This window comes from Ruegeria sp. BC3 (genome assembly GCF_056539265.1).
The window spans coordinates 137,617-163,163 of sequence record NZ_JBQFUP010000007.1 but is presented as its reverse complement, the minus strand read 5'-3'; the positions used below and the strand labels follow the sequence as shown (position 1 = coordinate 163,163).

General features: G+C 58.4%; 27 protein-coding genes. 17 read left to right on the top strand and 10 right to left on the bottom strand.

The genetic code is table 11. From position 1 onward, the window contains the following. Positions 1–25 precede the first annotated feature (25 nt). Positions 26–364 (bottom strand): cupin domain-containing protein, encoded by a 339-nt coding sequence (locus ACR0MV_RS17970; protein WP_170427593.1) that lies wholly within the window; start codon positions 362–364, stop codon positions 26–28. A 112-nt stretch (positions 365–476) separates the two neighbouring features. Here ACR0MV_RS17970 and ACR0MV_RS17965 point away from each other — a divergent pair, with 112 nt between their 5' ends. After that, positions 477–821 carry a hypothetical protein gene (locus tag ACR0MV_RS17965; RefSeq protein WP_170427741.1) on the top strand — a complete coding sequence of 115 codons (345 nt, stop codon included), beginning with the start codon at positions 477–479 and terminating at the stop codon, positions 819–821. On the opposite strand, the gene ACR0MV_RS17960 is transcribed toward ACR0MV_RS17965, so the two are convergent. After that, on the bottom strand, positions 818–1,876 hold the full coding sequence (locus tag ACR0MV_RS17960; protein WP_170427590.1) for a transporter substrate-binding domain-containing protein: 1,059 nt from the start codon (positions 1,874–1,876) through the stop codon (positions 818–820). The two genes, ACR0MV_RS17965 and ACR0MV_RS17960, sit on opposite strands and share 4 nt — an antisense overlap. Before the next feature lie 203 nt (positions 1,877–2,079). Between ACR0MV_RS17960 and dapE the strand changes: the two genes are divergently transcribed. Genes dapE through rnr form a run of 3 tightly spaced genes read left to right on the top strand, consistent with a single transcriptional unit; the run spans position 2,080 to position 6,109 of the window. Beyond that, a complete protein-coding gene (dapE, locus tag ACR0MV_RS17955) occupies positions 2,080–3,225 on the top strand; it encodes a succinyl-diaminopimelate desuccinylase (protein ID WP_480703124.1) in 1,146 nt (381 codons plus the stop codon). Positions 3,226–3,228: 3 nt separating this feature from the next. Continuing rightward, positions 3,229–3,804: a TIGR04282 family arsenosugar biosynthesis glycosyltransferase gene (locus ACR0MV_RS17950; RefSeq protein ID WP_170427585.1), complete on the top strand. Its 576-nt coding sequence runs from the start codon at positions 3,229–3,231 to the stop codon at positions 3,802–3,804. Positions 3,805–3,850: 46 nt separating this feature from the next. After that, positions 3,851–6,109: a ribonuclease R gene (rnr, locus tag ACR0MV_RS17945; RefSeq protein WP_480703123.1), complete on the top strand. Its 2,259-nt coding sequence runs from the start codon at positions 3,851–3,853 to the stop codon at positions 6,107–6,109. On the opposite strand, the gene ACR0MV_RS17940 is transcribed toward rnr, so the two are convergent. Both ACR0MV_RS17940 and ACR0MV_RS17935 read right to left on the bottom strand, forming a co-directional pair. Next, positions 6,100–6,486 (bottom strand): DUF1801 domain-containing protein, encoded by a 387-nt coding sequence (locus tag ACR0MV_RS17940; RefSeq protein WP_170427578.1) that lies wholly within the window; start codon positions 6,484–6,486, stop codon positions 6,100–6,102. The two genes, rnr and ACR0MV_RS17940, sit on opposite strands and share 10 nt — an antisense overlap. Continuing rightward, a complete protein-coding gene (locus tag ACR0MV_RS17935; RefSeq protein WP_480703122.1) occupies positions 6,483–7,181 on the bottom strand; it encodes a glutathione S-transferase family protein in 699 nt (232 codons plus the stop codon). The genes ACR0MV_RS17940 and ACR0MV_RS17935 overlap by 4 nt, the downstream gene beginning before the upstream one ends. An 83-nt stretch (positions 7,182–7,264) precedes the next feature. Here ACR0MV_RS17935 and ACR0MV_RS17930 point away from each other — a divergent pair, with 83 nt between their 5' ends. Further along, positions 7,265–7,978: a helix-turn-helix transcriptional regulator gene (locus ACR0MV_RS17930; RefSeq protein WP_480703121.1), complete on the top strand. Its 714-nt coding sequence runs from the start codon at positions 7,265–7,267 to the stop codon at positions 7,976–7,978. Between the two features lie 63 nt (positions 7,979–8,041). Further along, complete coding sequence (locus ACR0MV_RS17925; RefSeq protein ID WP_480703119.1) at positions 8,042–9,340, top strand: lytic murein transglycosylase; 1,299 nt, start codon at positions 8,042–8,044, stop codon at positions 9,338–9,340. A 403-nt stretch (positions 9,341–9,743) separates the two neighbouring features. Here ACR0MV_RS17925 and ACR0MV_RS17920 read toward each other — a convergent pair whose 3' ends face one another. Together ACR0MV_RS17920 and ACR0MV_RS17915 are read right to left on the bottom strand one after the other, a co-directional pair. Beyond that, entirely contained in the window at positions 9,744–11,141 is a 1,398-nt protein-coding gene (locus ACR0MV_RS17920) for an aspartate aminotransferase family protein (RefSeq protein ID WP_480703117.1), read from the bottom strand. Positions 11,142–11,216: 75 nt separating this feature from the next. Then, entirely contained in the window at positions 11,217–11,900 is a 684-nt protein-coding gene (locus ACR0MV_RS17915; RefSeq protein ID WP_480703115.1) for a GntR family transcriptional regulator, read from the bottom strand. A gap of 140 nt (positions 11,901–12,040) precedes the next feature. Here ACR0MV_RS17915 and ACR0MV_RS17910 point away from each other — a divergent pair, with 140 nt between their 5' ends. The 5 genes from ACR0MV_RS17910 to ACR0MV_RS17890 all read left to right on the top strand — a co-directional run bounded on the left by ACR0MV_RS17910 (position 12,041) and on the right by ACR0MV_RS17890 (position 17,335). Continuing rightward, positions 12,041–13,126 (top strand): polyamine ABC transporter substrate-binding protein, encoded by a 1,086-nt coding sequence (locus ACR0MV_RS17910; protein ID WP_170427560.1) that lies wholly within the window; start codon positions 12,041–12,043, stop codon positions 13,124–13,126. A 69-nt stretch (positions 13,127–13,195) separates the two neighbouring features. Beyond that, entirely contained in the window at positions 13,196–14,323 is a 1,128-nt protein-coding gene (locus tag ACR0MV_RS17905) for an ABC transporter ATP-binding protein (RefSeq protein WP_170427557.1), read from the top strand. Then, positions 14,323–15,213 carry an ABC transporter permease subunit gene (locus ACR0MV_RS17900; RefSeq protein ID WP_480703113.1) on the top strand — a complete coding sequence of 297 codons (891 nt, stop codon included), beginning with the start codon at positions 14,323–14,325 and terminating at the stop codon, positions 15,211–15,213. The genes ACR0MV_RS17905 and ACR0MV_RS17900 overlap by 1 nt, the downstream gene beginning before the upstream one ends. Then, positions 15,210–16,028 carry an ABC transporter permease gene (locus tag ACR0MV_RS17895; protein ID WP_170427551.1) on the top strand — a complete coding sequence of 273 codons (819 nt, stop codon included), beginning with the start codon at positions 15,210–15,212 and terminating at the stop codon, positions 16,026–16,028. The genes ACR0MV_RS17900 and ACR0MV_RS17895 overlap by 4 nt, the downstream gene beginning before the upstream one ends. Beyond that, on the top strand, positions 16,025–17,335 hold the full coding sequence (locus ACR0MV_RS17890; protein WP_480703112.1) for an NAD(P)/FAD-dependent oxidoreductase: 1,311 nt from the start codon (positions 16,025–16,027) through the stop codon (positions 17,333–17,335). The genes ACR0MV_RS17895 and ACR0MV_RS17890 overlap by 4 nt, the downstream gene beginning before the upstream one ends. Here the strand turns inward: ACR0MV_RS17890 and ACR0MV_RS17885 are convergent. The 3 genes from ACR0MV_RS17885 to ACR0MV_RS17875 all read right to left on the bottom strand — a co-directional run bounded on the left by ACR0MV_RS17885 (position 17,332) and on the right by ACR0MV_RS17875 (position 20,105). Then, positions 17,332–18,147, bottom strand: a complete 816-nt coding sequence (locus ACR0MV_RS17885; protein WP_480703111.1) for a phosphotransferase — start codon at positions 18,145–18,147, stop codon at positions 17,332–17,334. The genes ACR0MV_RS17890 and ACR0MV_RS17885 overlap by 4 nt on opposite strands. Before the next feature lie 111 nt (positions 18,148–18,258). Beyond that, positions 18,259–18,918 carry a flagellar hook capping FlgD N-terminal domain-containing protein gene (locus tag ACR0MV_RS17880; protein WP_480703110.1) on the bottom strand — a complete coding sequence of 220 codons (660 nt, stop codon included), beginning with the start codon at positions 18,916–18,918 and terminating at the stop codon, positions 18,259–18,261. 2 nt (positions 18,919–18,920) lie between these two features. Continuing rightward, positions 18,921–20,105: a flagellar hook-length control protein FliK gene (locus tag ACR0MV_RS17875; protein WP_480703108.1), complete on the bottom strand. Its 1,185-nt coding sequence runs from the start codon at positions 20,103–20,105 to the stop codon at positions 18,921–18,923. A gap of 111 nt (positions 20,106–20,216) precedes the next feature. On the opposite strand from ACR0MV_RS17875, the gene ACR0MV_RS17870 reads away from it, so the two are divergent. The 6 genes from ACR0MV_RS17870 to ACR0MV_RS17845 all read left to right on the top strand — a co-directional run bounded on the left by ACR0MV_RS17870 (position 20,217) and on the right by ACR0MV_RS17845 (position 23,903). Beyond that, complete coding sequence (locus ACR0MV_RS17870; protein ID WP_480703107.1) at positions 20,217–20,498, top strand: rod-binding protein; 282 nt, start codon at positions 20,217–20,219, stop codon at positions 20,496–20,498. Then, entirely contained in the window at positions 20,482–20,841 is a 360-nt protein-coding gene (locus ACR0MV_RS17865) for a flagellar biosynthesis protein FlgN (protein WP_480703105.1), read from the top strand. The genes ACR0MV_RS17870 and ACR0MV_RS17865 overlap by 17 nt, the downstream gene beginning before the upstream one ends. A gap of 209 nt (positions 20,842–21,050) precedes the next feature. After that, a complete protein-coding gene (locus ACR0MV_RS17860; protein ID WP_170427530.1) occupies positions 21,051–22,262 on the top strand; it encodes a flagellin in 1,212 nt (403 codons plus the stop codon). A gap of 77 nt (positions 22,263–22,339) precedes the next feature. Next, positions 22,340–22,714 carry a flagellar biosynthesis regulator FlaF gene (gene flaF / locus ACR0MV_RS17855; protein ID WP_480703104.1) on the top strand — a complete coding sequence of 125 codons (375 nt, stop codon included), beginning with the start codon at positions 22,340–22,342 and terminating at the stop codon, positions 22,712–22,714. Further along, complete coding sequence (gene flbT, locus ACR0MV_RS17850) at positions 22,714–23,115, top strand: flagellar biosynthesis repressor FlbT (protein WP_170427526.1); 402 nt, start codon at positions 22,714–22,716, stop codon at positions 23,113–23,115. Before flaF ends, flbT begins: the two co-directional genes overlap by 1 nt. Continuing rightward, complete coding sequence (locus ACR0MV_RS17845; protein ID WP_480703102.1) at positions 23,112–23,903, top strand: DUF1217 domain-containing protein; 792 nt, start codon at positions 23,112–23,114, stop codon at positions 23,901–23,903. The genes flbT and ACR0MV_RS17845 overlap by 4 nt, the downstream gene beginning before the upstream one ends. A 51-nt stretch (positions 23,904–23,954) precedes the next feature. Here ACR0MV_RS17845 and ACR0MV_RS17840 read toward each other — a convergent pair whose 3' ends face one another. Beyond that, positions 23,955–25,526 carry a DUF427 domain-containing protein gene (locus tag ACR0MV_RS17840; protein WP_170427522.1) on the bottom strand — a complete coding sequence of 524 codons (1,572 nt, stop codon included), beginning with the start codon at positions 25,524–25,526 and terminating at the stop codon, positions 23,955–23,957. Between the last annotated feature and the right edge of the window lie 21 nt (positions 25,527–25,547).

Here is a 25,547-nt window from a genome sequence, read left to right as displayed (position 1 = left end):
CCGCAGCAACGCGCTGCGGCCTTTTTTATTTGCTTTTGACCGGATAGCGATCCGGCTCTTCAAACACGTCTATGACGCGTGTTCCGGCCTTGATCGTTCCACCGTGCTCGACACCGGACGGGATCGAATAGCTGTCTCCGGGGCGGTAGGTCTTGGTTTCCTCGCCAATGGTCAGTTCGACCTCACCTTCAATCACCGTGCCCCATTGCGCCTTATGCGAATGCAAGGGCAGTTCGAAGTCCTTGAGAAACGTGAAGAACGCGACCAGACCGGCGTCTGACCGGATCACGGCAGTTTGCACGACGTCCTCGGGGAACGGCACGTCGAGGGCTGGAAAGTCCGTGATGAAATCTGGATAGGCCATAAAAATATCCTTTTCGGTCTGAACTGGTTTTGGGGGCACTATGGACGCGCAGCATCCGTCCTGCAATTCCCGGCTGCTTGACCGCGCGCGGGTGCGGGGCTATGGCCCCCGCATGGAAAAGCAAAAGAAACCGTCCCGCCAGCAAGTCTATACATTGCTCGTTCAGATCGGCCGCAAAGACGGCGATGGCCTGCCCGAAGGTGCGACCGGGGCAGCGTTGATGTGCTTTGCCAGCGGTGTTGATGAGGCCGAGGCGGTGCGCGAAACCGTGGCGATCCTGAAGCAGGCCGATACCGCTCCGCTGGATGTCACCGGCTACGGAACTCTGGCCGAGCGCGAAGCGCAGGGCCACGACATCGACCCCGACGAACGTGCCCTGATGCAGCGTGCTTTGGACGAAAACGCCGTGATCGTGGCTCAGATGACCCCGTTTTTTGGGGACGAGGGAACGGCCTAGTTCCGCACCCCGAACCACTTGCGGTAAATCTCGTCATAGGTCCCGTCTTCGCGCAGCGCCAAGAGAGCTTGGTTGACGTCCTCGACCAGAGGTGAGCCGGTCGGGAAGGCAATTCCGTAATTTTCCCGTAGGAAAACGCCACCTGTCATGGTCGCGACCCGGCGGCCTTCATGCGACGCGAAATAGGACAGGATTGGCGCGTCAAAGACGACGGCATCCAGCTCTTTCTCGCGGAAGGCGGTCAGCATGCTGTCCAGATCTTCATAGCCGTTGAATTCGACTTCGCGACGGTTCAGGAAATTGGCCGCCGTCGAGCCCGATATAGTGCCGACTTGTTTGCCATACAGGTCATTGACCGAATTCACATTGCCGCTGATAGCTTCGACCGTCATCACCGAGGCGATACGTGCCGTAAAGACCGACACGATGAACAGCGATGACACGACGAGGATCACGCCCAGCAAACGGCCAAAGGGTGTGCGCGGCATGCGCTCTTCAAAGCCGCCATTCACAACCAGATTGAGCGCCCACCAGAACGAAGGGAACCACGCCTCGTTCAGCTTGCGATCGAAATAGGGTTGGGCGCGGCGTTCAAAGCTCCACATCAGCATGCCGCCACCTAACAGGATGGCGAACGCCAGACCTATGGCCAGGAACAACTCGGCCGACAACAGGGCGTGCAATAATGAAGGCGAGCGCGCGGCTTCTGAAGGCACCATAATTTGCAACCCGGCCTCGAAGATGGGCTGGCTAAAGTCCATCTGCGTTTCCCGCGCTGCGGTGATCGAGATATTGGCCACGGCCAGATCGGCGCTGCCGTCCTGAACGGCGCCCAGCATGTCACCAAATGACTCGACGCGGTTGACGGCATAGTCCCAGTCCAGCGCCTCGGCTAAAGCCTGCAACAGGTCCATCGAAAAACCGGTCTGGGCCTCGTCCTCGACATAGGAAAACGGGGGGCGGGTCACGGTCGTGACCGAAAGTGTCTGTGCCTGGCTTTGCTGTGCAAGAACGGCGAAAGTCAGGCAGATCCATACGAAAAACGCGCGTAGCATCGTTGAGTCACCTGTTTCGCGGCCCTCTAACGCAAATTTGAAAGGTGCAGCAAGGTGTCCGCTGGGTAAACCTCCAAGTTTTATTGGGGTTTCAATCCGAGAGCGGCGAAAAAAAGCGCGTGCATTTCGCGGCTCAGGGGTTGGCAATCGGTGCAATTCGTTGAATCTGTGCGCGAACCCGCGAAGGAACCAAGAAAAAGGGCATGCAAATGACAGATCCGGTGAAGTTGACGGCAGACCTGATCCGTTGCCCATCAGTCACACCCGAAGAGGGCGGTGCGCTGGTTTTGCTGGAAAACCTGCTTTCGGGCGCTGGGTTCGATTGCACCCGCGTCGACCGGGGCGGTGTCAGCAACTTGTTCGCCCGTTGGGGGGGCAAAGGGCACACGCGCAGCTTTGGTTTCAATGGTCACACCGACGTTGTTCCCGTTGGGGATGAAGCCGCCTGGACGCACGCGCCCTTTGGTGCGGAAATCCGAGACGGAGTAATGTACGGCCGGGGAACCACGGATATGAAATCCGGTGTCGCGGCATTCGCAGCGGCGGCGATGGATTTCGTGCGCGATACACCTCCGGACGGAGCGATTATTCTTGCGATCACAGGTGATGAAGAAGGCGATGCCATCGACGGCACCACGGCATTGCTGGACTATATGACTGAGGCCGGAGAGCAGATGTCCGCCTGTCTGGTGGGCGAGCCGACTTGCCCCAATACCATGGGTGAGATGATGAAGATCGGGCGGCGCGGATCAATGACCGCGTGGTTCACCGTGACCGGGGTACAGGGGCATTCAGCCTATCCGCATCGGGCCAAGAACCCTCTGCCGGCAATGGCACGGCTGATGCATCAACTGGCCAGCCATGAACTGGATCAGGGCACGGATCACTTTGACGCCTCGACCCTGGCCGTTGTAACCATTGACACAGGCAACGCCGCCACCAACGTAATCCCGGCACAGTGTTCCGGCGCGGTCAATATCCGCTTTAACGATCTGCACTCGGGGGCCAGCCTCAAAGAGTGGCTGCAGGCCGAAGCCGATGCGGTTGCTGAAGCTTACGGTGTCGAGATCGATACCCGCATCAAGATTTCAGGTGAAAGCTTTTTGACCCCGCCCGGCCCTTTGTCCGACTTGATCGCAAAAGCTGTCGAGGCCGAGACCGGCGTGCGCCCCGAGATGTCGACCACCGGAGGTACTTCGGACGCACGGTTCGTAAAAAACCACTGCCCCGTAGTCGAGTTCGGCCTTGTTGGCCGCACGATGCATCAGGTCGACGAATGCGTTGAGGTGACCCAGATCGAGCAACTCAAGGCGATCTACACCCGAATCCTTAAGGACTACTTCGCCTGATCCATGCAACGCACGCTGGTCATTATGGTGAAAGAGCCGCGCCCGGGCCGGGTTAAGACTCGATTGGGGCGCGATATTGGTATGGTCGGCGCGGCATGGTGGTTCCGTCACCAGACTCGCGCGCTGATCCGGCGCTTGCGCGATCCGCGTTGGCAGATCGTGCTGGCCGTTGCGCCGGATCGCGAGGGGCTGACCAGCCGGATATGGCCCGCCGATCTGCCACGTGCCGCGCAAGGGCGTGGGGACTTGGGGGATCGCATGGGGCGGATGCTGCGCGGGATGCCGCCCGGGCCCGTCTGTTTGATCGGAGCGGATATCCCGGGGATCACGCGTGGCCATATTGCGTGGGCGTTTTCAGAATTGGGGCAGGCCGAATTCGTCTTTGGCCCCGCGCCGGACGGCGGCTATTGGCTGGTCGGCGCACAGCGATACAGGGCCTTGCCGACAAGCCTGTTCCGCGATGTGCGCTGGTCCACCGAAACCGCTCTGGCCGACACATTGGCCTCGGTGCCCGGATGTCGTGTGGCTTTGCTGGACCATCTGCGCGACGTGGATACGGTTGCTGACCTGAAGCCCTGAGTTTTTTGGTCATGACGCGGTCGCATACCCGTGATAGGCCGGAAGTATGACTCGCATCCCCACCAAGCAGGAGGTCCTGGACTGGATCTCGGCGAACCCCACCCTGACCTCGAAACGCGATATCGCCAAGGCCTTTGGTATCAAGGGCGCGGATCGCATCGATCTGAAACGCATCCTCAAAGAGCTTGAGGCCGAAGGTCATCTGGAAAAGCGCAAGCGCAGCTATCGTGACCCGGATCGTCTGCCGCCGGTCAGCGTGTTGCAGGTGAAGGCGCCGAATGACGATGGCGACCTGTTTGCCCGTCCTCTGGAATGGCATGGCGAAGGGGTTGAACCCATCGTTCTGCTGATCACCCGCGCCAGCGACCCTGCGCTGGGCGAAGGCGACCGAATTCTGGCCCGCCTGACCGTGGTGCATGAAGAAGACCACAATTACGAGGCGCGCCTGATCCGCCGCATCGGAACCAACCCGCGCAAGATCGTGGGCATCTTCCGCAAAGGGGCCGAAGGCGGGCGGATCGTACCTATCGACAAGACGGGACAGACCGAGTGGCTGGTCCATGACGGTGCGGTGTTGGGCGCGAAGGACGGCGAATTGGTCGAGGCTGAACAGGCTGGACCCAAGAACCGTATGGGCCTGCCTCGCGCGCGGATTGTGGAACGGTTGGGCGATCCGTCCGCCCCCAAAGCTGTCTCGCTGATCGCCATCCACCAGCACGGCATCCCGGATGATTTCCCGGACAAGGTGATCGCCGAGGCCGACAAGGCCAAACCCGTCGGCCTGAAAGGCCGCGAAGACCTGCGGGATATGCCGCTGTTGACCATCGACCCTTCGGATGCGCGCGATCATGACGATGCGTGCTATGCCCATGCCGATGACGACCCCAAGAACCCGGGCGGTCATGTGATCTGGGTCGCAATTGCCGATGTCGCTGCCTATGTGCAGCCGGGAACCGCGCTGGATCGCGAGGCGCGCAAACGCGGGAACTCAAGCTATTTCCCAGACCGTGTGGTTCCGATGCTGCCGGATCGTCTGTCGGGCGATCTGTGTTCGTTGCACGAAGGTGTCCCGCGCGCCTGTATCGCCGTGCGGATGCAGATCGACGCAGACGGCAACAAGATCGGCCACCGGTTCGTGCGGGGGCTGATGCGCTCGGCCGCGTCGTTGCATTATGCTGAGGTGCAGGAGGCCATCGACGGCAATCCCAATGACCGCACAGGGCCTTTGTTAGACCCTGTTTTGAAGCCTTTGTACGCGGCCTATGCCGCGCTGAAAAAAGCCCGTTCCGTGCGTCAGCCATTGGAGTTGGATCTACCGGAACGCAAAATCGTACTCAGCGATACAGGCGAAGTGACCAGCGTGGCCTTCCGCGAACGTTTGGACGCGCACAAGCTGATCGAGGAGTTCATGATCCTTGCCAACGTGGCCGCTGCTGAGACGTTGATCGCCAAGCGCCGTCCGCTGCTGTTCCGCGTGCATGAAGAACCCGCGCCCGAGAAACTGGAAAGCCTGCGGGAAACGGCGCAGGCGGCAGGGCTGAATTTGGCGAAAGGACAGGTACTGCAAACTCGCCACCTGAACGCGCTGCTGAACGCTGCCGCCGGAACCGAGGATGCAGAGCTGATTAACCTCACCACCCTGCGGTCGATGGCGCAGGCCTATTATAACCCCGAGAATTTCGGGCATTTCGGGCTGGCCCTGCGGAACTACGCGCATTTCACCTCTCCCATTCGCCGCTATGCCGACCTGATCGTGCACCGAGCGCTGATCACAGCGCATGGCTGGGGCAAGGACGGTCTGACCGAAGATGAGATCATGCGGCTGGATGAGACAGCTACTCATATCTCGGATACCGAACGTCGATCTATGATGGCCGAACGGGATACGACCGACCGGTACCTGGCCGCGTATCTCAGTGAGCGGGTGGGCAATGAATTCACCGGCCGGATCAGCGGTATCGCCCGCTTCGGCGCGTTTGTGAAGATGGACGAAACCGGAGCGGACGGATTGGTGCCGGTACGCTCACTTGGGCGCGAGTTCTTCCATTTCGACCGAGAGGCCGGGACATTGATGGGGTCAGATACGGGCCTGATCATTGCTATCGGCCAACGTGTAACTGTACGTCTGACCGAAGCGACGCCGGTCACCGGCGGGCTGGAGTTGGAGTTGCTGTCCATTGATGATCAGGCCCTGCCGCGCGGACGCGGTCCGACCAAGCGGGGCGCGCGGCGCAAGGCCGTCAGCACCAAGCGCAAGAAGGACAAGATCAAGCGCAAGGTCGAACGCAAACGCCGTCAGAGGTGATAGGTCAGCGCCCGCGCAATCAACCAGCCATGGCGGGTGTCATCGATCTGTCCGGCGTCGTCAAACAGGATGGCCCGATTGCCTTCCAGCCGATCCTGCCCCGGAAAGGCGGTGGTGAAATCCCCCATCAATCGGCTCTGACAATGGACGAACAGGGCAAAAGACGCCTGTTTGTGCCCGCCGAGCCGAATGGTTGACCCTTTCGGAGCCAGATAGGCGGGCTGTCCCCAGCGCAACGCCTCGGTCAAGGGCTGCGCATCTGGCAAAGCCTGCGCGGTGTCGAACACCAGTTCTCTCAAGGCCAGAGCACCTGCACGGGTGTCTTCGGGCAAGGCGTCAAAGGCGGCTTCAACCGCGGGATCATCAAAAGGTCTCATGACAGCGGTATCGTTTGTTCCAACCGGTCCACGTAATCGTTCAACAGCCTATCCTGTTTGATCCGCCGGGTCAGCGGGGTTTCTGCCGGTGTCGCGCGCATGGCGCCCAGGATTGGTCCCACGCTCATGTCCGCAGCTGAGGGCGTTTCGCCCAGCAGGAACGGCGATTGCCAGAGGAATGCCGAGATCGCCTCGAGGTCACGTTCCAACCTGTCGGTTCGCTCGGCGTCCGAGAATCGCGATACACCTTGTCCGTCCAGACGTTTCAACACGGATTTGCGGATCGCGCCTGAGACCGGTTTGCGAATCAGGGACGGGATTTCACTAAAGAACATCTCTCGCAGGATCGGCCAGACGGCATCATTGCCCCAGCGGTCCAACACCACATGGTGATAGATATGTTCCTCGGCCATGCGGATCAGCGCGCGGGACTGCGCCTTTTGAACGTCGGTAAGGCCGTGGTCAAAGTCAGCGCCCTGCGCCTCGAGCCACTCGCGGATCAAGTCACTATCGGGCACAAGGCGGTCCGGCGTGCGCAGGACTGGTAGCTTGTGATGGGGCATCTTGCCCGGGTTCAGCAGATCGGATCGCTGCCAGCTTTGGCCAGAGCGCTGCAACATATAGGCGGACTTGACGCAAAAGGGGCTGGCGCTGAATAGGCCAAAGGCGGCGGGAAATGTCAAAAGAGTCAGCATCGGGGCCTCCGAGTTTGGGGATGTCCGATGGATAGCGTCGCCTAATGACAGAAATTGGCATTAGGTTTAGTCTAACCTGCACTATGTCCCGTACCGCCCGCCTTTTCCAATTGATGCAAGCGCTGCGCTCTGGCCCGTCGCCCAAAACATCCGGGCAACTGGCACAGGATCTGGGCGTGTCACCCCGCACCGTTCACCGCGATATCGAGTCCCTGCGTGGTCTAGGGGCCGTCATCGACGGAGAGGCTGGGTTTGGGTTCACGCTGATCGAAGACGCAACCCTTCCGCCACTCGGGTTCACCGACGATGAGCTGGAGGCGCTGGTACTGGGGCTGCGCGAAGTTCAGGCCATCGGTGACCCTGGTCTGTCTGATGCGGCCGGCAACGTGCTGCGCAAGCTACAGGGCCGCCTTCCACAACGCCAATCGCATCGCCTGAGCCATGCCGTCCTGACGGCGACGCGATTTGACCGCCCGGCCAAGCCGACGATCGCGGTCGCCGACCTGCGCCAGGCCACCTGGGACGAACGTACGATCGAGTTCGCCTACACCGACGCCAAGGGCGACGATACGCGCCGCAAGGTAAATCCGCTGAGCATCGTCTATATGGACCGCGCCAGCGTTCTGATTTCCTGGTGCCACCTGCGCCAAGATTTCCGGGTTTTTCGCTTGGACCGAATCCGGGAAATGTCCATGGTGGATGAAAGCTTTAGGCCAAACCGTATCCCTTTGCTGCGCGAGGCATTGGCCCGCATTCGCGCCGAACACGAAGCAAAAGATCGCGAAGGGGAAAGCTGAACGCTTTGGAAAACGCCGATTCTGCGCTACCATAGTGTTGAGCAGTAATCAGGAAAATTCGGAATGCGTAAATGCATAGGTGGCGTCATGACCGCCGCATTGTGGGCATCCATCGTGCAGGCGGAGTCAATCAACACGTTGAGCGGGTCTCAGGCCATACAGCTGGCATCAGCTGGTGTAGTCGTGTCGATCCGGCCGGTCGTACGGCCCTCAACTAAGGAGTACCGGGTGTCAGTGGAAGGGAATGCGCGGTTCCAGGCATGGCTTGGAGCGTTTCGCGAGCGGGCGGTCGCGCAAGGTATTTCAGTCGCAACACTGGATCGGTCGTTGGCGGGGCTGACGTATGACAAGGACGTCATCCGGCGAGATCGCAATCAGGCCGAGTTCTCGAAACCGATTTGGGAATACCTGGATTCTGCCGTTTCCGACACGCGTATCCGAAATGGTCGCGCAGGGTTGCAACAGTATTCCGAAGCTTTGACCCGGATCGAAGCGACCTATGGCGTTGAAAAAGAGGTCGTAACGGCAATCTGGGGTCTTGAGACTTCGTTCGGAGCCTATCGGGGCAGCGATCAAACCATCCGCTCGCTGGCGACGCTGGCCTTTGACGCAAGACGTGCGCAGTTCTTTGAAACTCAACTGATCGCCGCTTTGCAGATCGTCCAGGCTGGCGATGTCAGCCCAAAAAGCATGGTCGGCAGTTGGGCTGGCGCGATGGGTCACACGCAGTTCATGCCGACGTCATACCTTGACCATGCGGTCGATTTCGACGGCGACGGGCGGCGAGATATCTGGTCCGAGGACCCGACAGACGCACTGGCCTCAGCGGCGGCTTATCTGGCGCGCCACGGCTGGACCAAAGGCCAACCATGGGGTGTCGAGGTGCGTTTGCCCGAAGGCTTTGACTTTGCCACCGCACGGCGCGACCACACCCTGCTGCCCTCGGAATGGGCCGCGCGCGGGGTGGCGGCAGCAAATGGTAAGGCTATCGCAGATCACGGGCAGGCTGCGATCCTTTTGCCAGCCGGAGGGCAAGGCGTCGCTCTGATGGTTTTCGACAATTTCAAAGTGATCGAGAAATACAACGGCGCCGACGCCTACGTGATCGGCATCGGCCACCTGTCAGACCGTCTGGCCGGACGCACACCGTTTGATGCCGACTGGCCACGCGGTGACCGTGTGCTGAGCTTCACCGAGAAGAAAGAGCTGCAATCGCGCCTGACCGAAGCCGGTTTCGACACCCAAGGCATTGATGGTCGTACCGGACCGAACACGATCAAGGCGGTTAGGGCGTATCAGCTGGCGCAGGGATTGCTGCCGGATGGGTATGCCAGCTTGAAGCTTTTGGAGCGGTTGCGGTGAACGAACTCTAGGTTGTTTTGATTGGGCTAGTTCCTTTGGCAATCTTTTTGGCTCAATGAGAGCCGCGATTGTAGCCTCCCGTCTATCGCCACTCACTTCGATAGACGGGAGGCGGACCCTTCACTAAATCGGGCCGCGGCACTGGCCGAGGTAATACAATTGCCTCACCGCATTCGAATATTTGAATCCAAAATACATCAAATCAAGAAATTTATCGCGCGTAAATTTATGGATCTTCGCGCACCGAATTACTCTTGTGACCTCAAATATAAGTCTTTTGAATGCCACACCGTGTTGTGTGACTGCTCTGTGTAAGCAGAGACTGTCTCTTTTGTAGAAGAGTGAAAAAAATGGGGCGCCTTTTTCAAGAGCGCCCCTGCAAAATAAACTTTCTTTGCGTGGCCTATGAAGCGGCTTTCATTAGCCCCTGCGCGATGATCTCAGCCTGTGCTTCGTCAAGCGATTTGCGAATTCGCACGAACATCTCGTCGATTTCCGCCGGGGTCAGGATCAGAGGCGGCGAGATGATCATACGGTCGCCCACATGGCGCATGACAAGATTGTTGGCAAAGCAACGGTCGCGGCAGATGTAACCGATCGTGCCGGGTTCGGACGCGAACTTGGCACGGCTAGCCTTGTCCGGCGTCAGCGCGATCGAGGCCATCATGCCGACGATCTTGGCCTCTCCGACCAGCGGGTGATCAACCAGCGCTTCCCATTTCTCTTTCAGATAGGGGGCCGCCACATCGCGGACGTGATCGACGATCCCCTCTTCTTCGAGGATACGCAGGTTTTCCAGCGCGACCGCCGCAGCGACCGGGTGGCCGGAATAGGTGTAGCCGTGGTTGAACTCGGTGCCGCCGATCACCTCGGCGATCTCATCATTCACGATGGACCCGCCGATGGGCGCATAGCCCGAGCTAAGGCCCTTGGCGATCGTCATGATATGCGGCTTGATGCCAACCGTTTCGGACCCGAACCAGTTGCCGGTACGACCAAAGCCGCAGATGACCTCATCCGCGATCAGAAGGATGTCGTACTTGTCGCAAATACGCTGAATCTCGGGCCAGTAGGTATCGGGGGCAACGATCACGCCGCCCGCACCTTGAACGGGTTCGGCGATAAATGCTGCAACGCGATCCTCGCCCAGTTCCTGAATGGCTTCTTCCAGCTCACGCGCGCGGGCTAGGCCGAACTCCTCGGGGGTCATGTCACCGCCCTCGGCCCACCAGTTCGGCTGATTGATGTGGTGAATGTTCGGTATCGGAATGCCGCCCTGCGCATGCATCCCGGCCATACCACCCAGCGAAGCCGAACCCACGGACGAGCCATGGTAAGCGTTTTTGCGGCTGATAATGATTTTCTTGTCCGGATGGCCCTTTTCGGCCCAGTAGGTGCGGACGAGACGGATGTTGGTGTCGTTCGCCTCGGACCCGCCTGCGGCAAAGAAGACGTGGTTCAAATCGCCCGGTGCCAGCTCGGCGATTTTAGCCGCCAGAGCGATGGCCGGGACATGGGTCGTTTTGAAGAACGTGTTGTAATAGGGCAGTTCGCGCATCTGGCGCGCGGCAACCTCGGCCAGCTCGTCCCGACCGTAGCCGATATTGACGCACCACAGACCGGCCATGGCGTCCAGAATCTCTTCGCCTTCGCTGTCCGTCAGGTACACGCCTTTAGCGCGTGTGATGACCCGCGCGCCTTCTTTGCCCAAGGATCCGTTGGCGGAAAACGGGTGCATGTGATGCGCCGCATCCAAAGCCTGCAACTCGGCGGTCGGCATGTGATTGGTGATGGTCGACATCAGAGAATCTCCTGCAAAAGCGGTTGCCCGTCACAATATGATCAAATTTCGGACTGTCAATCGAATCGGACTGAATCAGGCGTCCGTCAACGCGTCCGACATCAGTTCCATTCCTTGTTCAATGTCCTGCGCGGTGGCTTTTGCCACTCTTTCAGCATCTCCGGCGCGCAGGGCCGCGATGATGTCCTTGTGCCGGTCTGGCAGGCTGTGCGTACCAAATCGCCCGCACACAACGCGCAAGGAAGGGCCGAATCGCAGCCACAAACGTTCAGCCAAATCATTAAGGATCGGAGCATCCGCATGTGCATAGAGCGTTTCGTGAAACTGATGGTTCAAGCGTAGGTATCCGCTGACGTCACCATCTGAGATGGTTTGATCCAGGCGCTGATCAAGCTGCTCAAGCTGGTCGACGTCACTGGGTGTTACGATCGCAGTCGCACGCCTGGAAAGCTCTGATTCTATTGATATTCTCGCAAAAATCATCTGTTCAACATCGGCGTTGGATAGCAGCGGAACGCTGACCCGACGGTTGCCCTGAAACACAAGCGCACCATCCGAAATCAACCGCCGAATCGCCTCGCGAACGGGGGTCATCCCGACGCCGAGCGAATCAGTCAAACCTTGTATCGTCACAGGCTGTCCGGGGACCAGTTCCCCGTACATGATCTGGGATCTCAGGGTTTGGTACACCTGCTCGTGCGCGGGCTTCTTTCCTTCGCCTGTCTTGGCGTCAGATGCATTATTTTTGATCAAATCCAAATAGCTTACCCTGTTTCGCTTGGTGTCGACTTGCCAGAAGTCTGACCTCGTGAAACCATACGATGGATCGGGGGAAAACGCAAAACTTGATCAAATCCAAAAAAACGGGAAAATACCCGTACACTTGCAGGGAGAAAAATATGTCACTCAAAACGCTGACGATGACAGCGATCGTCGCGCTGGGGACTTCGGCGGCTTTCGCCGAAGAGGTGCGCGTCTATAACTGGTCCGACTATATCGATGAGGAACTGCTTCAGAAATTCGAAGAAGAAACCGGTCTGACACTGATCTACGATGTGTTCGACAGCAACGAGGTCCTGGAGACCAAGATGCTGGCGGGTGGATCAGGTTACGATGTGGTTGTGCCGTCGGGCACTTTCCTTCAACGCCAGATTCAGGCTGGCGCCTTCCAGGAACTGGACGCCTCGAAACTTTCGAATTCGGGAAATCTGTGGGACGTCATTCAGGAACGTACCGCTGGGTATGACCCAAACAATGCGTATTCGATCAACTACATGTGGGGAACGACGGGCATCGGGGTGAACGTTGCCAAAGTCAAAGAGGCACTGGGCGACGATGTTGCGTTGAACAGCATGGACCTTGTTTTGAAACCAGAGAACATGGAAAAGCTGGCGTCCTGTGGTGTCTATTTCCTGGACGCTCCGGCCGAGATTATTCCGATGGTGCTGCAGTACATCGGCGAAGACCCGGATAGCCATGACACGGATGTCATTGCAAAGACCGAGGAAGTCCTTCTGAGCGTTCGGCCGCACATCCAGAAATTCCACAGCTCGGAATACATCAATGCTCTGGCCAATGGTGATATCTGCGTTGCCGTAGGCTGGTCTGGCGACATCTTGCAGGCCCGTGACCGCGCGGCCGAGGCTGAAAACGGAGTTGAGATCGAATACCATCCGTTTGCTGAAGGTTCACTGATGTGGTTCGACCAGATGGCGATTCCGGCGGATGCGCCGAACCCTGAGGGTGCGCACAAGTTCCTGGACTTCATTCTCGACGCCAACAACATGGCGGCGGCCTCGAACTACGTTTACTATGCGAATGGCAACAAAGCCTCGCAGGAATTTTTGGTGGAAGATGTGATCGGTGATCCGGCCATCTATCCGGATGAGACGACGATGCAGAACCTCTACATCACCACGCCCTATCCGGCAAAAACGCAGCGGGTCGTGACCCGTCTGTGGACCAAAGTCAAATCGGGCACCTGATCCGAAGTATCTGAGCAAGGCGGCCAGACCGCCTTGCCCTTTCAATCAGATTGTCGAACGGGGGCCGTTTTGAACACTACCGTCTTTGCGCCGTGGGAAGACCCGCAGGCGAAACCCTTGATCCAATTCCAGAATGTCACCAAGCGGTTTGGCGAGTTCACGGCGATTGATAATCTGTCGTTGGATATTTTCGAAAAAGAATTCTTTGCTCTGCTGGGTCCGTCTGGCTGCGGCAAAACCACAATGATGCGGATGCTTGCGGGGTTCGAAACGCCCACCGAGGGCCATATCCTGCTGGGCGGTCAGGATATCGACCCGATCCCGCCAAACAAGCGGGCAGTGAACATGATGTTCCAGTCCTATGCATTGTTCCCGCATCTCAGCATTTGGGAAAACATCGCCTTCGGATTGCGTCGGGACAACATGCCCAAGCGTGATCTGGAAGACCGCGTCGAAGAGATGCTGCGCCTGACCCGGCTGGAGCAATTTGCCCGTCGGAAACCGCATCAGATTTCGGGTGGCCAACGTCAGCGGGTCGCGCTGGCGCGGTCTTTGGCCAAGGCTCCGAAACTGCTTTTGCTCGACGAACCGCTGGGTGCGCTGGACAAGAAACTGCGGCAGGACACCCAGTTCGAACTGATGGACATTCAGGAAAAGACAGGCACCACCTTTGTGATCGTGACCCATGATCAGGAAGAGGCGATGACCGTCGCCAGCCGCGTGGCTGTGATGGATCAGGGTAAACTGATGCAGGTCGCGACACCTGACAAGATTTATGAGAATCCCAACTCGGTCTACGTGGCCGACTTTATCGGCGATGTGAACATCATCGAAGGCCGCGCGACGGCGAACGGAGACGAAACCTATCAGATCGACTGGGCCGAGGGGCAGGCACCTCTGACCGCGACATCGGCCAAAGGGTTTTCGAATGGGCAGGCTTGCCACATTGCGATCCGCCCGGAAAAGGTGACCATCTCGGCTGATCGTCCGGCGGATGCCATCAACGCGGTGCAGGGCAAAGTGCATGACATTGCCTATCTGGGGAACCTGTCCACCTATCATGTCGAATTGCCCAACGGTACGATCATCAAGGCGCAAACGGCCAACACCCGCCGTATCTCGCGCCGGTCCTTTACTTGGGAAGACCCGGTCTGGCTGTCCTGGACAGCTACGGCTGCGGTGCTGCTGGACAACTGATGCGCCGCGCCCTTCTGATCGCTGTCCCTTATGTCTGGCTGCTGGCGCTGTTTTTGGTGCCCTTCTTCATCGTTCTGAAGATTTCGCTCTCGGACGTTGAACTTGCCATTCCGCCTTATACGCCGACTCTGGACCTGTCGCAGGGCTGGGCCGGCATCAAAGAATTCTTCAGTCAGTTGGATTTCGAAAACTACGTCTGGCTGACCGAGGATGACTTGTATTGGAAAGCCTACCTCTCCAGCGTCAAGATCGCGGTGATTTCTACCGCTCTGACGCTGCTTGTGGGGTATCCGATTGCCTATGGCATGGCACGCGCTCCGCAGGAATGGCGGCCAACGCTGATGATGCTGGTGATCCTGCCATTCTGGACCTCGTTCCTGATCCGCGTTTACGCATGGATGGGGATCTTGTCGAACGAAGGGTATCTGAATCAGATCCTGCTGTGGCTGGGCATCATCTCGACCCCGCTGACCATTCTGAACACCAACACGGCTGTCTATATTGGTATCGTCTACACCTACCTTCCGTTCATGATTCTTCCGATCTATGCGGCGCTGGAACGTATGGATGAATCCCTGATCGAAGCGGCCGAGGATTTGGGCTGCTCGCGCGTTCAGGCATTCTGGCTGGTGACTATACCCCTGTCGCGCCCGGGTATTATTGCGGGGTGTTTCCTTGTCATGATCCCGGTGATTGGTGAGTTCGTGATCCCCTCGCTTCTGGGCGGATCGGGCACGCTGATGATCGGTAAGGTTCTGTGGGAAGAGTTCTTCTCGAACCGCGACTGGCCGGTCGCCAGTGCTGTTGCTGTGGTGCTGTTGCTGATCCTCGTGATCCCGATCGTTCTGTTCCAGCGCAACCAGCAAAAACAGACGGAGGCCGATCAATGAACAGGCTCAGCTGGTTCAATGCGGTGTCCCTGACACTTGGGTTCGCGTTTCTTTACATCCCGATGGTCATCCTGATCATATTCAGCTTCAACGAAAGCAAGCTGGTCACCGTTTGGGCTGGGTTTTCGACCAAATGGTATGGCGAACTGGTCCAGAACGAGGCATTTCTGGATGCAGCCTGGGTTACGATCCGCGTGGCCGTCTTTTCCTCGACGCTGGCAACAGTTCTTGGAACGGCCGCCGCCTATGTGCTGGTGCGAGGCGGACGGTTTTTTGGCCGGACGCTGTTCTCGGGCATGATCTACGCGCCGCTTGTGATGCCCGAAGTCATCACAGGTTTGTCTCTGCTACTATTGTTTATCGGCATCGGGCTGGACCGGGGTATTCTGACGATCGTTTTGGCACATACGACCTTCTCGATGTGCTTTGTGTCGGTCGTCGTATCCTCGCGGCTGGTCACCTTCGACAAATCGCTGGAAGAGGCCGCCCTGGATCTGGGCTGTTCGCCTGCGCAGGCGTTCCGACTTGTGACTCTGCCGATCATCGCGCCGGCCGTGATTTCAGGTTGGTTGCTGGCGTTCACCCTGTCGTTGGATGATCTGGTCATCGCGTCGTTTACCTCGGGCCCGTCGGCGACGACCTTGCCGATCAAGATCTTCTCAGCCGTGCGTCTGGGTGTCAGCCCTGAAATCAACGCCTTGTCCACGATCATGATCGCGGTGGTGACCGTCGGGGTGATAACCGCCTCATTGGTTACGAAGCGCGCGATGGTGCGGCAAAAACAAGATGAGCTTGCTGCAGCGCGCACCGAATGAAACGTCTGTTCCCGGACTATACCTATGGCGCTGGACCGCGTCAGAACTGCTGGTGGGACGATACGATCTCGGCACCGGACTGGCCTGTCCTGAGCGGTGACAAAAGCGTCGATGTCGCCATCATTGGCGGTGGCTTCACCGGGCTGTCGGCAGCGCTGCATCTGGCAGAAGCGGGTATAACCGTCGCAGTTCTAGAGGCCGGAACTCCTGGTTGGGGGGCTTCGGGTCGCAATGGCGGGTTTTGCTGCCTTGGTGGCTCAAAGCTAAGCCAAGCGGCAATGGTCCGTCGCTATGGGGCCGAGGCTGCGGCGTCCTATGAACAAGTAGAGATCGACGCGGTTCAGCTTGTTGAAGACCTACTGGAGCAGCACGGGATCGAGGCGGATACCCATTCCAAAGGTGAAACCCAGCTTGCGCATTCCGCACGGGCCATGGAGCATCTGCGGCACAGTGCAGAGGCGTCTGGCACCTTGCACGAAGCCCGCGATTTGCCCGGCCTTGGTCTGGGTGCTGCCTTTCACGGGGCCTATACGAACCCAGTTGGATTTGCCCTCAACCCCAGAAAATACCTTTTTGGGCTCGCGAAGGCCGCCCAGTCATTGGGTGCGTCTGTGTACCAAAAGACGGCTGCTGAACAGATTGCCAAAACGCAGTCCGGTTTCGAGGTCCGAAGCGGATCGGGCCGAGTACGCGCCGCGAACGTGCTGATCTGTACAAATGGGTATTCCAGCGAAGATGTACCCCAATGGATGTCGGGGCGCTACATGCCCGCGCAGTCCACGGTTCTGGTGACACGCCCTCTGTCGGATGCAGAATTGCAGGCGCAGGGATGGACGTCAGATCAGATGAGTTATGACACCCGCAACCTGCTGCATTACTTTCGTTTGATGCCTGATCGGCGGTTCCTGTTTGGCATGCGCGGCGGGTTGCGGTCGTCGCCGGGCTCCGAAGCCGCCATCCGAAAAACAGCGCAGCGGGATTTTCATACCATGTTCCCCCAATGGAAAGCCGTCGAGGTGACCCATATGTGGTCGGGTATGGTGTGTATGTCGCGCAAACTCACGCCATATGTCGGCCATGTGCCAAACAATCCGGGCATGTTTGCGGCCTTTGCATATCACGGGAACGGGGTGGCAATGGGAACGTATTGTGGGCGGGCCCTTGCCCAAATGGTCAGGGGTCGCGAGGCTGAGTTGCCTCTACCGATCACGCAAGCTCCGCCACGCTTTCCTCTCGGGGGGTGGCGGCGCGTATTGATGCCGCCCGCTTACGCTGCCATGGCGATCGCGGATCGATTGAGCCTCTAAAGTGCGGCGACTTCCAGTTCCAAGGTCCGGGCGTAGTCCGCCGCTCCGTTTTCCATACGCCACAAGCAATAGGCCGCCATTCGCCACGCATACCACGGACGCAATTCATGGAACCGCGCAACCGTTTCAGGGTCGTTATATGCGGTCAGAAAGTGCTCTTCTTCAGTTGGGCTCAGGGGGCTACCGCGATAAAGGCACTGCATAGCGGGCGACAGGAACATTGCGATGTCCTCGCATGGATCTCCCCGCGCCGGGCATTGCCAGTCGATCAGCGTCATGCCGGTTGATGCGACAAGGATGTTGCCCGCCACGGTGTCACCATGGATCAGACAGGTGCGATTGGCCGCAGAGACTTGGCCCCTAGGGCGCATTTTGGCGAGGCGATCCCGAGTTTCCGAAGTGCACGCGTTCAGAATCCGTTCGGCGTGATCCGCGAGATCCGCGCTGCCATTGCACCCGCTCGGGGCTTGGACCTGCACGTCCAACCCGTGCAGTTTGCGCAGCAGGGTGGCGACACTTTCGGGGTCTTCGCGCCATGGCGATCCGGGGGCGTGGTCGTAAAACACCCAATGGCCAGTCTCATGCGTACCGGTTGCGCGCAGGCGCGGTACGAATCCTGTGGGTTCAAGGGCGCGCAGGCAGTCTGCTTCGAGTTCAGGGTCGTTGCGAAACAGCGGATTGCGCGGTGTCGCCCGGTAAAGCTTCAATACCTTGTCACCGCCGCCGCCAAGCACTTTCCAGACCTGATTTGTACGTCCGCCGTACAGCGTCTGAAACGCGGTACCGGTCCCGACAAGGCCCCGGTCACACAAGTCGTCAACCAAATCAGAAGGAGGGCGGGCTGAGGCAGGCAGGAGGGTCACCAATGCAGTTAGCGAGTCGATTTCGCCAAGCTTTGGACTGTCCTGCGCGACAGATCAAGTTCAGGCTCTGACCCCGGTCACAGCCGATGCGTCAACAACCTGTCCGCTTTCCAGTGTCAGCATCACCTTGTTGTCGACAATTTGCGCTTCGACGACGTTGTTGTAGGTCGCGGCTAGTTGCTGTGACAGCAGCTTGTCGCCGTCAAAGCTCTCCAAAGTGGCTGAATAAGTCCCGGCTGGGAACGGCTGTCCGTCACTGCCTTTTCCCGACCAGACCAATTTCTGGTCGGTTTTGGACATGGAGACCCGGTCGATGATTGCGCCTTCCCTGTCGCGGATAACCATAACCGCCTTGTCCGCTGCCGCGTCGGGTTTGGCAAACAGGGTCACGGGCGCACCTGCAAGTTTGAACGCTGATGGCGCGCGCACGTCCATTCCGACCCACTTGCCGAGTTTGTCCAGATTTCCGCCCCCCAGATCCTGACCAAGCGTCGACAACAGATCATTGGTCTGAACCTGCTGCTCCACCATCGAGAATTGCGCCAATTGCGACGCGTATTCCGATGCGTCCAGAGGTTTGAGCGGATCCTGATTCCGCGCCTGAACCGTCAGCATTTTCAGGAACGTCTCAAAATCGGACGCCAGACCGGTGGTTTTTGCAGCATTGGAACTTTGATTTGGGGCGGGTGTTGCGGTGTTGGATTGGGTCGGGGAAATCATTGTCACAACCTCATGTCGATGCGGCCCACAGGGCCGGTTCTGGTAACAGGCACCGCGTTGCCTGAGGGGTCAGCCATTTGTGCGGCGTCGCCGAGTGGCTTGTTTTCTTGATCCGCGCGCTCGTGGCTCTTGTCCGAAGAGGTTCCGAGGTCAAAGGACAAATCACCCAGTCCGAAATTCCTGAGCTCCTCCTCCAGGACCGAAAGGTGTCGGCGCATCATGTCCAGCGTTTCGGGGCGTTCGGCCGAAATGGTCAGGTGCACCCCGTCGTCGCGACCATTCAGAACGATGGATACGCGCCCCAGTTCTTCTGGGTTCAAAGCAATTTCAACAGCGCCAGAGTTCGGCTGAGCAGTGATGACAGCAGCCATCTGCCCGGCGACCGCGCGGGCCACTTCGGCGCGGGCGGCCGGTACCATGGTGTGCATCGCGGTCGAGATCTCTCGACCGGTCGAAATGGGCGTTTCGGTCCTGAGCGGTGTAACCTCTTCGACGCTCAAACCAGCGTTTCCATCAACCTGAATGCTTGGTTTCTCGAACGCGAACAGCTGCATTTGCGCGATGCTGGGCACGCGATCTGGTTTTGGCGTCCGTTGATGATCAACCTGAGTTGGCTGGGATTGATCTGCGATGTGCTGATGTTGAGGTAAGCGTCGGATCAGATCAGCGTCTTCTTTCGCCTGGCGCGAGTTCGCGTGGATTACCGGGGCTGAGGCTTCTGGTCGAGCTGCATCCTCGGTGGGCCGAAGTGGCTGATGTGCTGGCGGATCATTCGCCAAAACGCGTGAGGATTGGCTAACGTCCTGTATCGCGCCTTTCTCAGAGGCGTGTAGTGCCTGATCCCGCCCAACAGGGGCAGTAACCAACATAGGAGTAGGCTCGGGGTCGATCTTCGGTTTTGGCTTTTCCAGATCACTCGGTGGTGGATCTTGGTCCGCCTTTTCAGGATCGACGCGAGCTTCTTCCGTTTCTGGCTTTGGTATACCGTCTGTTTCAATCTCAACTTCAACCTCCGGCTCGGCTGCGACCATGCCCAGGCTAACATCCTGATCGCTGTTCTCTTCGCTATGCTGATCGAGCATGGCAGCAAACGCCGCGCCGGTATCGTCCCCCGGCTCGGATGTATTGCCTTGAGATTTGGCGGCGGCGGTTGGCGAGGATGTCACCACTGAAAGAGGGTTGGGCATTTTGCTCCGGCTCCGATTGTGTGACCGAATACTTGCCCGCAGGAAGTTACGTTTATTTTAACTGCTTTCTTCTTTGATCGTGAAAGTTCGATGCAATTTTCGGAGAAAGCGATGAAGGTATCAGCGCCATTACCAGCTCCCCAATCCTCGGCCTACGCGCAGAAGCTGCAGGCCGCAGCCGTTGAGCTGGAAGCCGCATTTCTGGGCGAGATGTTGAAGTCCGCTGGGTTGGGACAAGCCCGTCAGTCCTTTGGGGGCGGCGCGGGCGAGGATCAGTTCGCGTCGTTTCTTGTGCAGCATCAGGCCCGCGCGCTGGCCCAGTCCGGCGGGGTCGGCCTGTCCGAGATCCTGTTCCAGTCCATGATGGAGAAAACCAATGTCAACGACACCTGAAACCGATCTTGTGAAGTCCCTTGAAGAGGTTTTGGACCTTGAGCGCAATGCACTGTTCGAGGGCGATCTGGACCGCCTGCATCACACGGCGCCCGAAAAGGAAAAGCTGATCGGTGCGCTCAACGACCTTGAGGTCTTTGACAGTGACGAGTTGATGCGCTTGCAAAAAAAGGTCGAGCGGAACCAGGCGCTGCTCAACAGTGCGGCTGAGGGGATTCGCGCTGTAGCCGATCGCATGGCCGAACTGGGGCGGGTGCGACAGGAGTTCAGTACCTATGGCGCCGACGGCCAACGCAGCGGATTCGCCGTCAGACATCATGCCAAGCTGGAAAAGCGGGCCTAGGTACAGGTTTGATTCAAATCCTAAATTTCTGACTTTCGCGCTTTAGCACTCCGTTAGGGGATCAAGGTCAAAGGTGTTCGTGCACCTGAAACAGCAGGTGGCGCGAACAGCCCGACGGCGGATCGCACCGATCAGAAAGACGTGAAAGCCCGCACAGGTGGCGGGGTGAGCATGGGCGCAAAAGGCCCGAACGGAAAAGGATGACAGATATGTCCAGCATTCTGACAAACAATGGCGCAATGGTTGCGCTGCAAACACTCAAGTCGGTCAACAAAGATCTTGGCGCGACACGGAACGCGATCTCGACGGGTAAGGACGTTGCAACTGCCAAAGACAACTCGGCTGTTTGGGCGATTTCCAAGGTCATGGAGTCGGATGTCAAAGGCTTTAACGCAATCAAGGACAGCCTGTCGCTGGGTGAATCCACTGTTGCTGTTGCGCGTAATGCATCTGAGACTGTCACCGACCTGCTGACTCAGATGAAAAGCAAGATTGTCGCGGCACAAGAAGACAACGTTGACCGTGACAAGATCAACGCTGACGTGACCGCGCTAAAGGGGCAGATCAACTCGGTGGTGAAGGCCGCTCAGTTCAATGGCCTGAACCTTGTGGACGGGTCGGCTGGCTCGGCCTCTATCCTGGCCTCGCTGGACCGGGATAACACCGGCAACGTGACTGCTTCTTCGATCAGTGTCGCAGGGCAGAACCTGTCGACTGGCGGCTACGTGACCAAAGCGGTTTTTGACGGTTCGACCGGATCGTCCACTGGCAACGACCGCGTGGGTGCAACAATCGCCAACGCAGCGACCTCGGCCACTGCTTTGGTGACCGATGAATCCAGCGGCACCTTTGCGGCTGGTGACAAAGTGGTCGTCGCCATCGATGATCAGGTCGTGTCCTATACCGTGACTGCTGCAGACGCCGCGGCGACCACCACGGGCGACATCGTCGCCGTTGGTCTGAAAGCCAAGATCGAAGAGATGGGTATCAACGGTCTGACTGTCGGCTATGACTCGGGCACACAAGGCACCCTGGCCGTCACCAACAACACCGGTCGCGACATCTCGTTCTCGGCACAGTTCGTGAACGCAGGTTCAGGCGGTCTCGGCGCAATGGCGGGTCTGGACGTGTCCACCGGTGCCGGGGCGACAGCCGCGCTGGCCACGATCGAAACGCTGATCGACACATCTATCGACGCGTCGGCTGCCTTTGGCTCGGCTCAGGGTCGGATCGAGACCCAGAAAGAGTTCATTTCGAACCTGGCGGACTCGTTCAAATCGGGGATCGGTTCGTTGGTTGATGCGGACATGGAAGAGACCTCAGCGCGTCTGCAGGCCCTTCAGGTGCAGCAGCAGTTGGCGACTCAGTCGCTGTCGATCGCCAACCAGGCACCGCAGTCGATTTTGTCTCTGTTCCGCTAAGTTCAGGAACCCGGTCGGGGCGCGGCAACGCGCCCCGATACTGACCGCCAAGTGGCGGATTACTGGAAGGAATTCACGTGACACCGCAAGCTTTTGCCCAGCGTGCCTATGCACAGACCGCCGCACCGACGCGCACCCCGCGCGACACCGAATACGAAGCGATTTCAAAGATTACCCACAGGCTCAAAGGCGCCGCTGCCCGGCAAGCGGCCGATTTCGGTGGGTTCGTTCAAGCCCTGCACGAAAACCGCCGGCTATGGAGTGTATTAGCCAGTGGAGTAACGGATTCCGAAAACGGTCTGCCCAACGACTTGCGCGCTCGCATTTTCTATCTGGCCGAGTTTACCGAACAGCACAGCAGCCAGGTTCTTGGCAATAAGGCCTCGGTTGAGCCACTGCTTGAGATCAACATGGCAGTTCTGCGTGGTCTGCGGCAGATGAGGGCCACCTAATGGCAGGATTGGTTCTGAAACTGGCCCCGAAAGAGAGGGTTCTGATCAACGGTGTGGTCTTGGAAAACGGGGACCGACGCAGCCGGTTCTCGATCATGACGCCCGAGGCAAATGTTTTGCGTCTGCGGGACGCGATTCATCCCGACGAGGTGAATACCCCGGTTCGACGTGTTTGCTATGCCACGCAGCTCGTCCTGTCGGGCGACACAGAGCCCGATCGGGCCCGCCAACAATTGTTGCGCCGGGTCGAGGAGTTGAGCCAGATTTTTACAGACGCAGACAGCCGCCGGGTGCTGGCCGAAGCGACCGAAGCCTTGCTGGATGAGCAGTTCTACAAATGCCTCAAGGCTCTGCGTGCATTGCTGCCACGCGAAGAACGCCTGATGGCTTATCAACAATGACCTTCCAGCCGGTCTTACCATCGGGCGGGCTGGTTGGCTGGCGGTTCCTGCAACGCACTTATGACGCGCAGTTGGAAAGCTTTTCGGCGTCTGCGGTCAACAAGCGGGACAGTGAGTATTTTCTGGAGAACATCAAAAAGGTTCAGACAGCGGAAGACTTGGTATCAGACCGGCGGTTGCTGCAGGTTGCGCTGGGGGCCTTTGGTTTAGAAGGCGACCTGGATAACCGCTTTTTCATCCAGAAAATCCTGTCTGATGGAACGAAGGCGCAGGACGCCCTGTCGAACCGATTGTCTGACAAAAGATACCGGCAGTTCTCGGATGCGTTCGGATTCGGGCCGGGTGAAGTACGCAAAACCGGGCTGATCACCAATATGGAAGAGATTGCGCGTGACAACATGGTGTCTCGGTTCGAGGTTGCGGTGGGCGAGACAGATGGAACGATGCGTATCTCGCTTTACGCTCAACACGCGCTGAGCGACCTCGCCGCGAAGGGGGGCAGCAAGGATGCCAAATGGTTCGACCTGATGAGCTTGCCGCCGCTTCGGCGCATGATGGAGACTGCGTTGGGTTTGCCCACGAGTTTCGGTCAACTGAATATCGACAGGCAGCTTGAAGTGTTCAAGGATCGGCTGTCCGGTTTGACAGGATCCGATGATTTGGCCCAGTTCAAAGACAAAGCGGCCAGAGAGCAATTGACGGATCAATTCCTGGCCCGAAGCCAGATCGCTCAGCTTGAAAACGTGGTGTCACCCGCACAAACTGCGCTGATCCTTCTGAGCGGATAAGTTGCACGGGTGAAGCTCTGACAAAAGCTATACAGTACTAAAACGCGGATCTTATCCGTCCAGAACGGCATCTGCGGAAGTTTTGAGCGCGTATGACGTCACCGGTTGCGATACGTTGTGCAGCTTGACATCGCCAAGCGGCAGAGCGTTTGCGCAGGCAGGCAGAATGTCGGCGGAAACGACAATCCTGTGGTTCTTGGTCTTGCCGTATTCTCCCAAACGCGCGGCGATGTTCGCGGCTTGTCCGATCACGGTAAAGTCCAACCGCTCACGCGAGCCGACATTCCCATAGGTCACACGGCCATAGGCCACACCGATCGAACAGTCGCAATGCGTGTCCGAGCCCGATCGGTGCAACTCTCCCAGCTTCTCGACGATACTGATGGCGCTGCGCTGGGCATTGCCGCGGGCCGAAATTGAATCCTCACCCGCCGGGAAGACAGCCAGAACCGCGTCTCCGATGAACTTCAGAACCTCGCCGCCATTGTCGTGGACAATGCTGGATACGGTTTCGAAGAAATCATTCAGAAGGTTGATGTATGCGCTCCGGCCCAGGCGTTCTTCGAGGCTGGTGGAATTGCGCAGGTCGCAGAACATGATGGCGGCGTCGATCTCATCCCCATCACCGCGCCGGATCTCACCGCCCAGCACGCGCGCGCCCGAGCGTTTGCCCACGTAGGTTTCAAGTAGGACCTGAGCGTTCTCACGCTGCATGAACACCTCATAAAACCGGGCTATGACTTGTGAGCACTCGAAAACAAGGCCCAGATTTTCGGTGGTGAACCCATCCGGGTGATCGCAGGTCAGGGTCAGTACATTGGTGCGGCCGTCTGAAAAGGGCAGGGGCATGGCCACATAGTCGGTCGCGCCTTTGGCCCGCAGATCCTCCATGATCGGAAAGCTGTTGTGGGGGTTGTCCGCATTCAGCCGCTGGCGCACGCCGCCCAGACCGTTCGATACATGGCGCAGGGGGCTGTTGATATAGGCCGGGTGATCGTGGATTTCATAAGTGGGAACATTGGTCGAAATCTCCGCCTCACCTTTTTCCCAGATATAGTGCTTGCCCGCGATCAGCGGATGCAGAGACCAGGCCAGGATGCTGAGGCGCTGAATGGCGATCCCGTGTTCCAGCATTTTCTCGGCCAGAGCCTGAGTGAAGGCTTCGGGCGTGTCATTTTCCGACGCTCCGCGCATCAGCCAGTCAATCAACGGGCCGCTGATATTGCCATCCTCGGGGTCCCGCAGGGTGTTATCGCCCAAATCAATCTTGGTATAGGCATTTGGCATGAACCCGATATGGCCTTGAATCACAACGCTTTCAGGCAGGGCTTCTTCGTAGGCCCAGACGGAGTTGGCCAACCGCTCGCCGCCGAGGATCACGTCGTGATAGGTCGCAGTGCCCTTGAAGGGACAAAAGGTTTGCAATTCGGTCTCATCGCTGAGAGCAACACGCACGTCTTCGCGCGGGATGTAGATCGTCGGCGGGAGCCGCGTTTCATACATTACCTTGGCATTACTGCTTTCGGCTAAAAGGGTCTGATCCCGGTAGATCGCAATCTTGCCGTTCAACCGTTCGACTGAGATCCCATAGCCTTTTTGTCTTGGTCTGGCGTGGACGTTCATAATCATCCTCCCTGGCACGGG

Bases quoted from the DNA above. Each gene is read 5' to 3' on its own strand.
- ACR0MV_RS17970 (WP_170427593.1), bottom strand. From the start codon at position 364: ATGGCCTATCCAGATTTCATCACGGACTTTCCAGCCCTCGACGTGCCG.
- ACR0MV_RS17965 (WP_170427741.1), top strand. From the start codon at position 477: ATGGAAAAGCAAAAGAAACCGTCCCGCCAGCAAGTCTATACATTGCTC.
- ACR0MV_RS17960 (WP_170427590.1), bottom strand. From the start codon at position 1,876: ATGCTACGCGCGTTTTTCGTATGGATCTGCCTGACTTTCGCCGTTCTT.
- dapE (WP_480703124.1), top strand. From the start codon at position 2,080: ATGCAAATGACAGATCCGGTGAAGTTGACGGCAGACCTGATCCGTTGC.
- ACR0MV_RS17950 (WP_170427585.1), top strand. From the start codon at position 3,229: ATGCAACGCACGCTGGTCATTATGGTGAAAGAGCCGCGCCCGGGCCGG.
- rnr (WP_480703123.1), top strand. From the start codon at position 3,851: ATGACTCGCATCCCCACCAAGCAGGAGGTCCTGGACTGGATCTCGGCG.
- ACR0MV_RS17940 (WP_170427578.1), bottom strand. From the start codon at position 6,486: ATGAGACCTTTTGATGATCCCGCGGTTGAAGCCGCCTTTGACGCCTTG.
- ACR0MV_RS17935 (WP_480703122.1), bottom strand. From the start codon at position 7,181: ATGCTGACTCTTTTGACATTTCCCGCCGCCTTTGGCCTATTCAGCGCC.
- ACR0MV_RS17930 (WP_480703121.1), top strand. From the start codon at position 7,265: ATGTCCCGTACCGCCCGCCTTTTCCAATTGATGCAAGCGCTGCGCTCT.
- ACR0MV_RS17925 (WP_480703119.1), top strand. From the start codon at position 8,042: ATGCGTAAATGCATAGGTGGCGTCATGACCGCCGCATTGTGGGCATCC.
- ACR0MV_RS17920 (WP_480703117.1), bottom strand. From the start codon at position 11,141: ATGTCGACCATCACCAATCACATGCCGACCGCCGAGTTGCAGGCTTTG.
- ACR0MV_RS17910 (WP_170427560.1), top strand. From the start codon at position 12,041: ATGTCACTCAAAACGCTGACGATGACAGCGATCGTCGCGCTGGGGACT.
- ACR0MV_RS17900 (WP_480703113.1), top strand. From the start codon at position 14,323: ATGCGCCGCGCCCTTCTGATCGCTGTCCCTTATGTCTGGCTGCTGGCG.
- ACR0MV_RS17895 (WP_170427551.1), top strand. From the start codon at position 15,210: ATGAACAGGCTCAGCTGGTTCAATGCGGTGTCCCTGACACTTGGGTTC.
- ACR0MV_RS17890 (WP_480703112.1), top strand. From the start codon at position 16,025: ATGAAACGTCTGTTCCCGGACTATACCTATGGCGCTGGACCGCGTCAG.
- ACR0MV_RS17880 (WP_480703110.1), bottom strand. From the start codon at position 18,918: ATGATTTCCCCGACCCAATCCAACACCGCAACACCCGCCCCAAATCAA.
- ACR0MV_RS17875 (WP_480703108.1), bottom strand. From the start codon at position 20,105: ATGCCCAACCCTCTTTCAGTGGTGACATCCTCGCCAACCGCCGCCGCC.
- ACR0MV_RS17870 (WP_480703107.1), top strand. From the start codon at position 20,217: ATGAAGGTATCAGCGCCATTACCAGCTCCCCAATCCTCGGCCTACGCG.
- ACR0MV_RS17865 (WP_480703105.1), top strand. From the start codon at position 20,482: ATGTCAACGACACCTGAAACCGATCTTGTGAAGTCCCTTGAAGAGGTT.
- ACR0MV_RS17860 (WP_170427530.1), top strand. From the start codon at position 21,051: ATGTCCAGCATTCTGACAAACAATGGCGCAATGGTTGCGCTGCAAACA.
- flbT (WP_170427526.1), top strand. From the start codon at position 22,714: ATGGCAGGATTGGTTCTGAAACTGGCCCCGAAAGAGAGGGTTCTGATC.
- ACR0MV_RS17845 (WP_480703102.1), top strand. From the start codon at position 23,112: ATGACCTTCCAGCCGGTCTTACCATCGGGCGGGCTGGTTGGCTGGCGG.
- ACR0MV_RS17840 (WP_170427522.1), bottom strand. From the start codon at position 25,526: ATGAACGTCCACGCCAGACCAAGACAAAAAGGCTATGGGATCTCAGTC.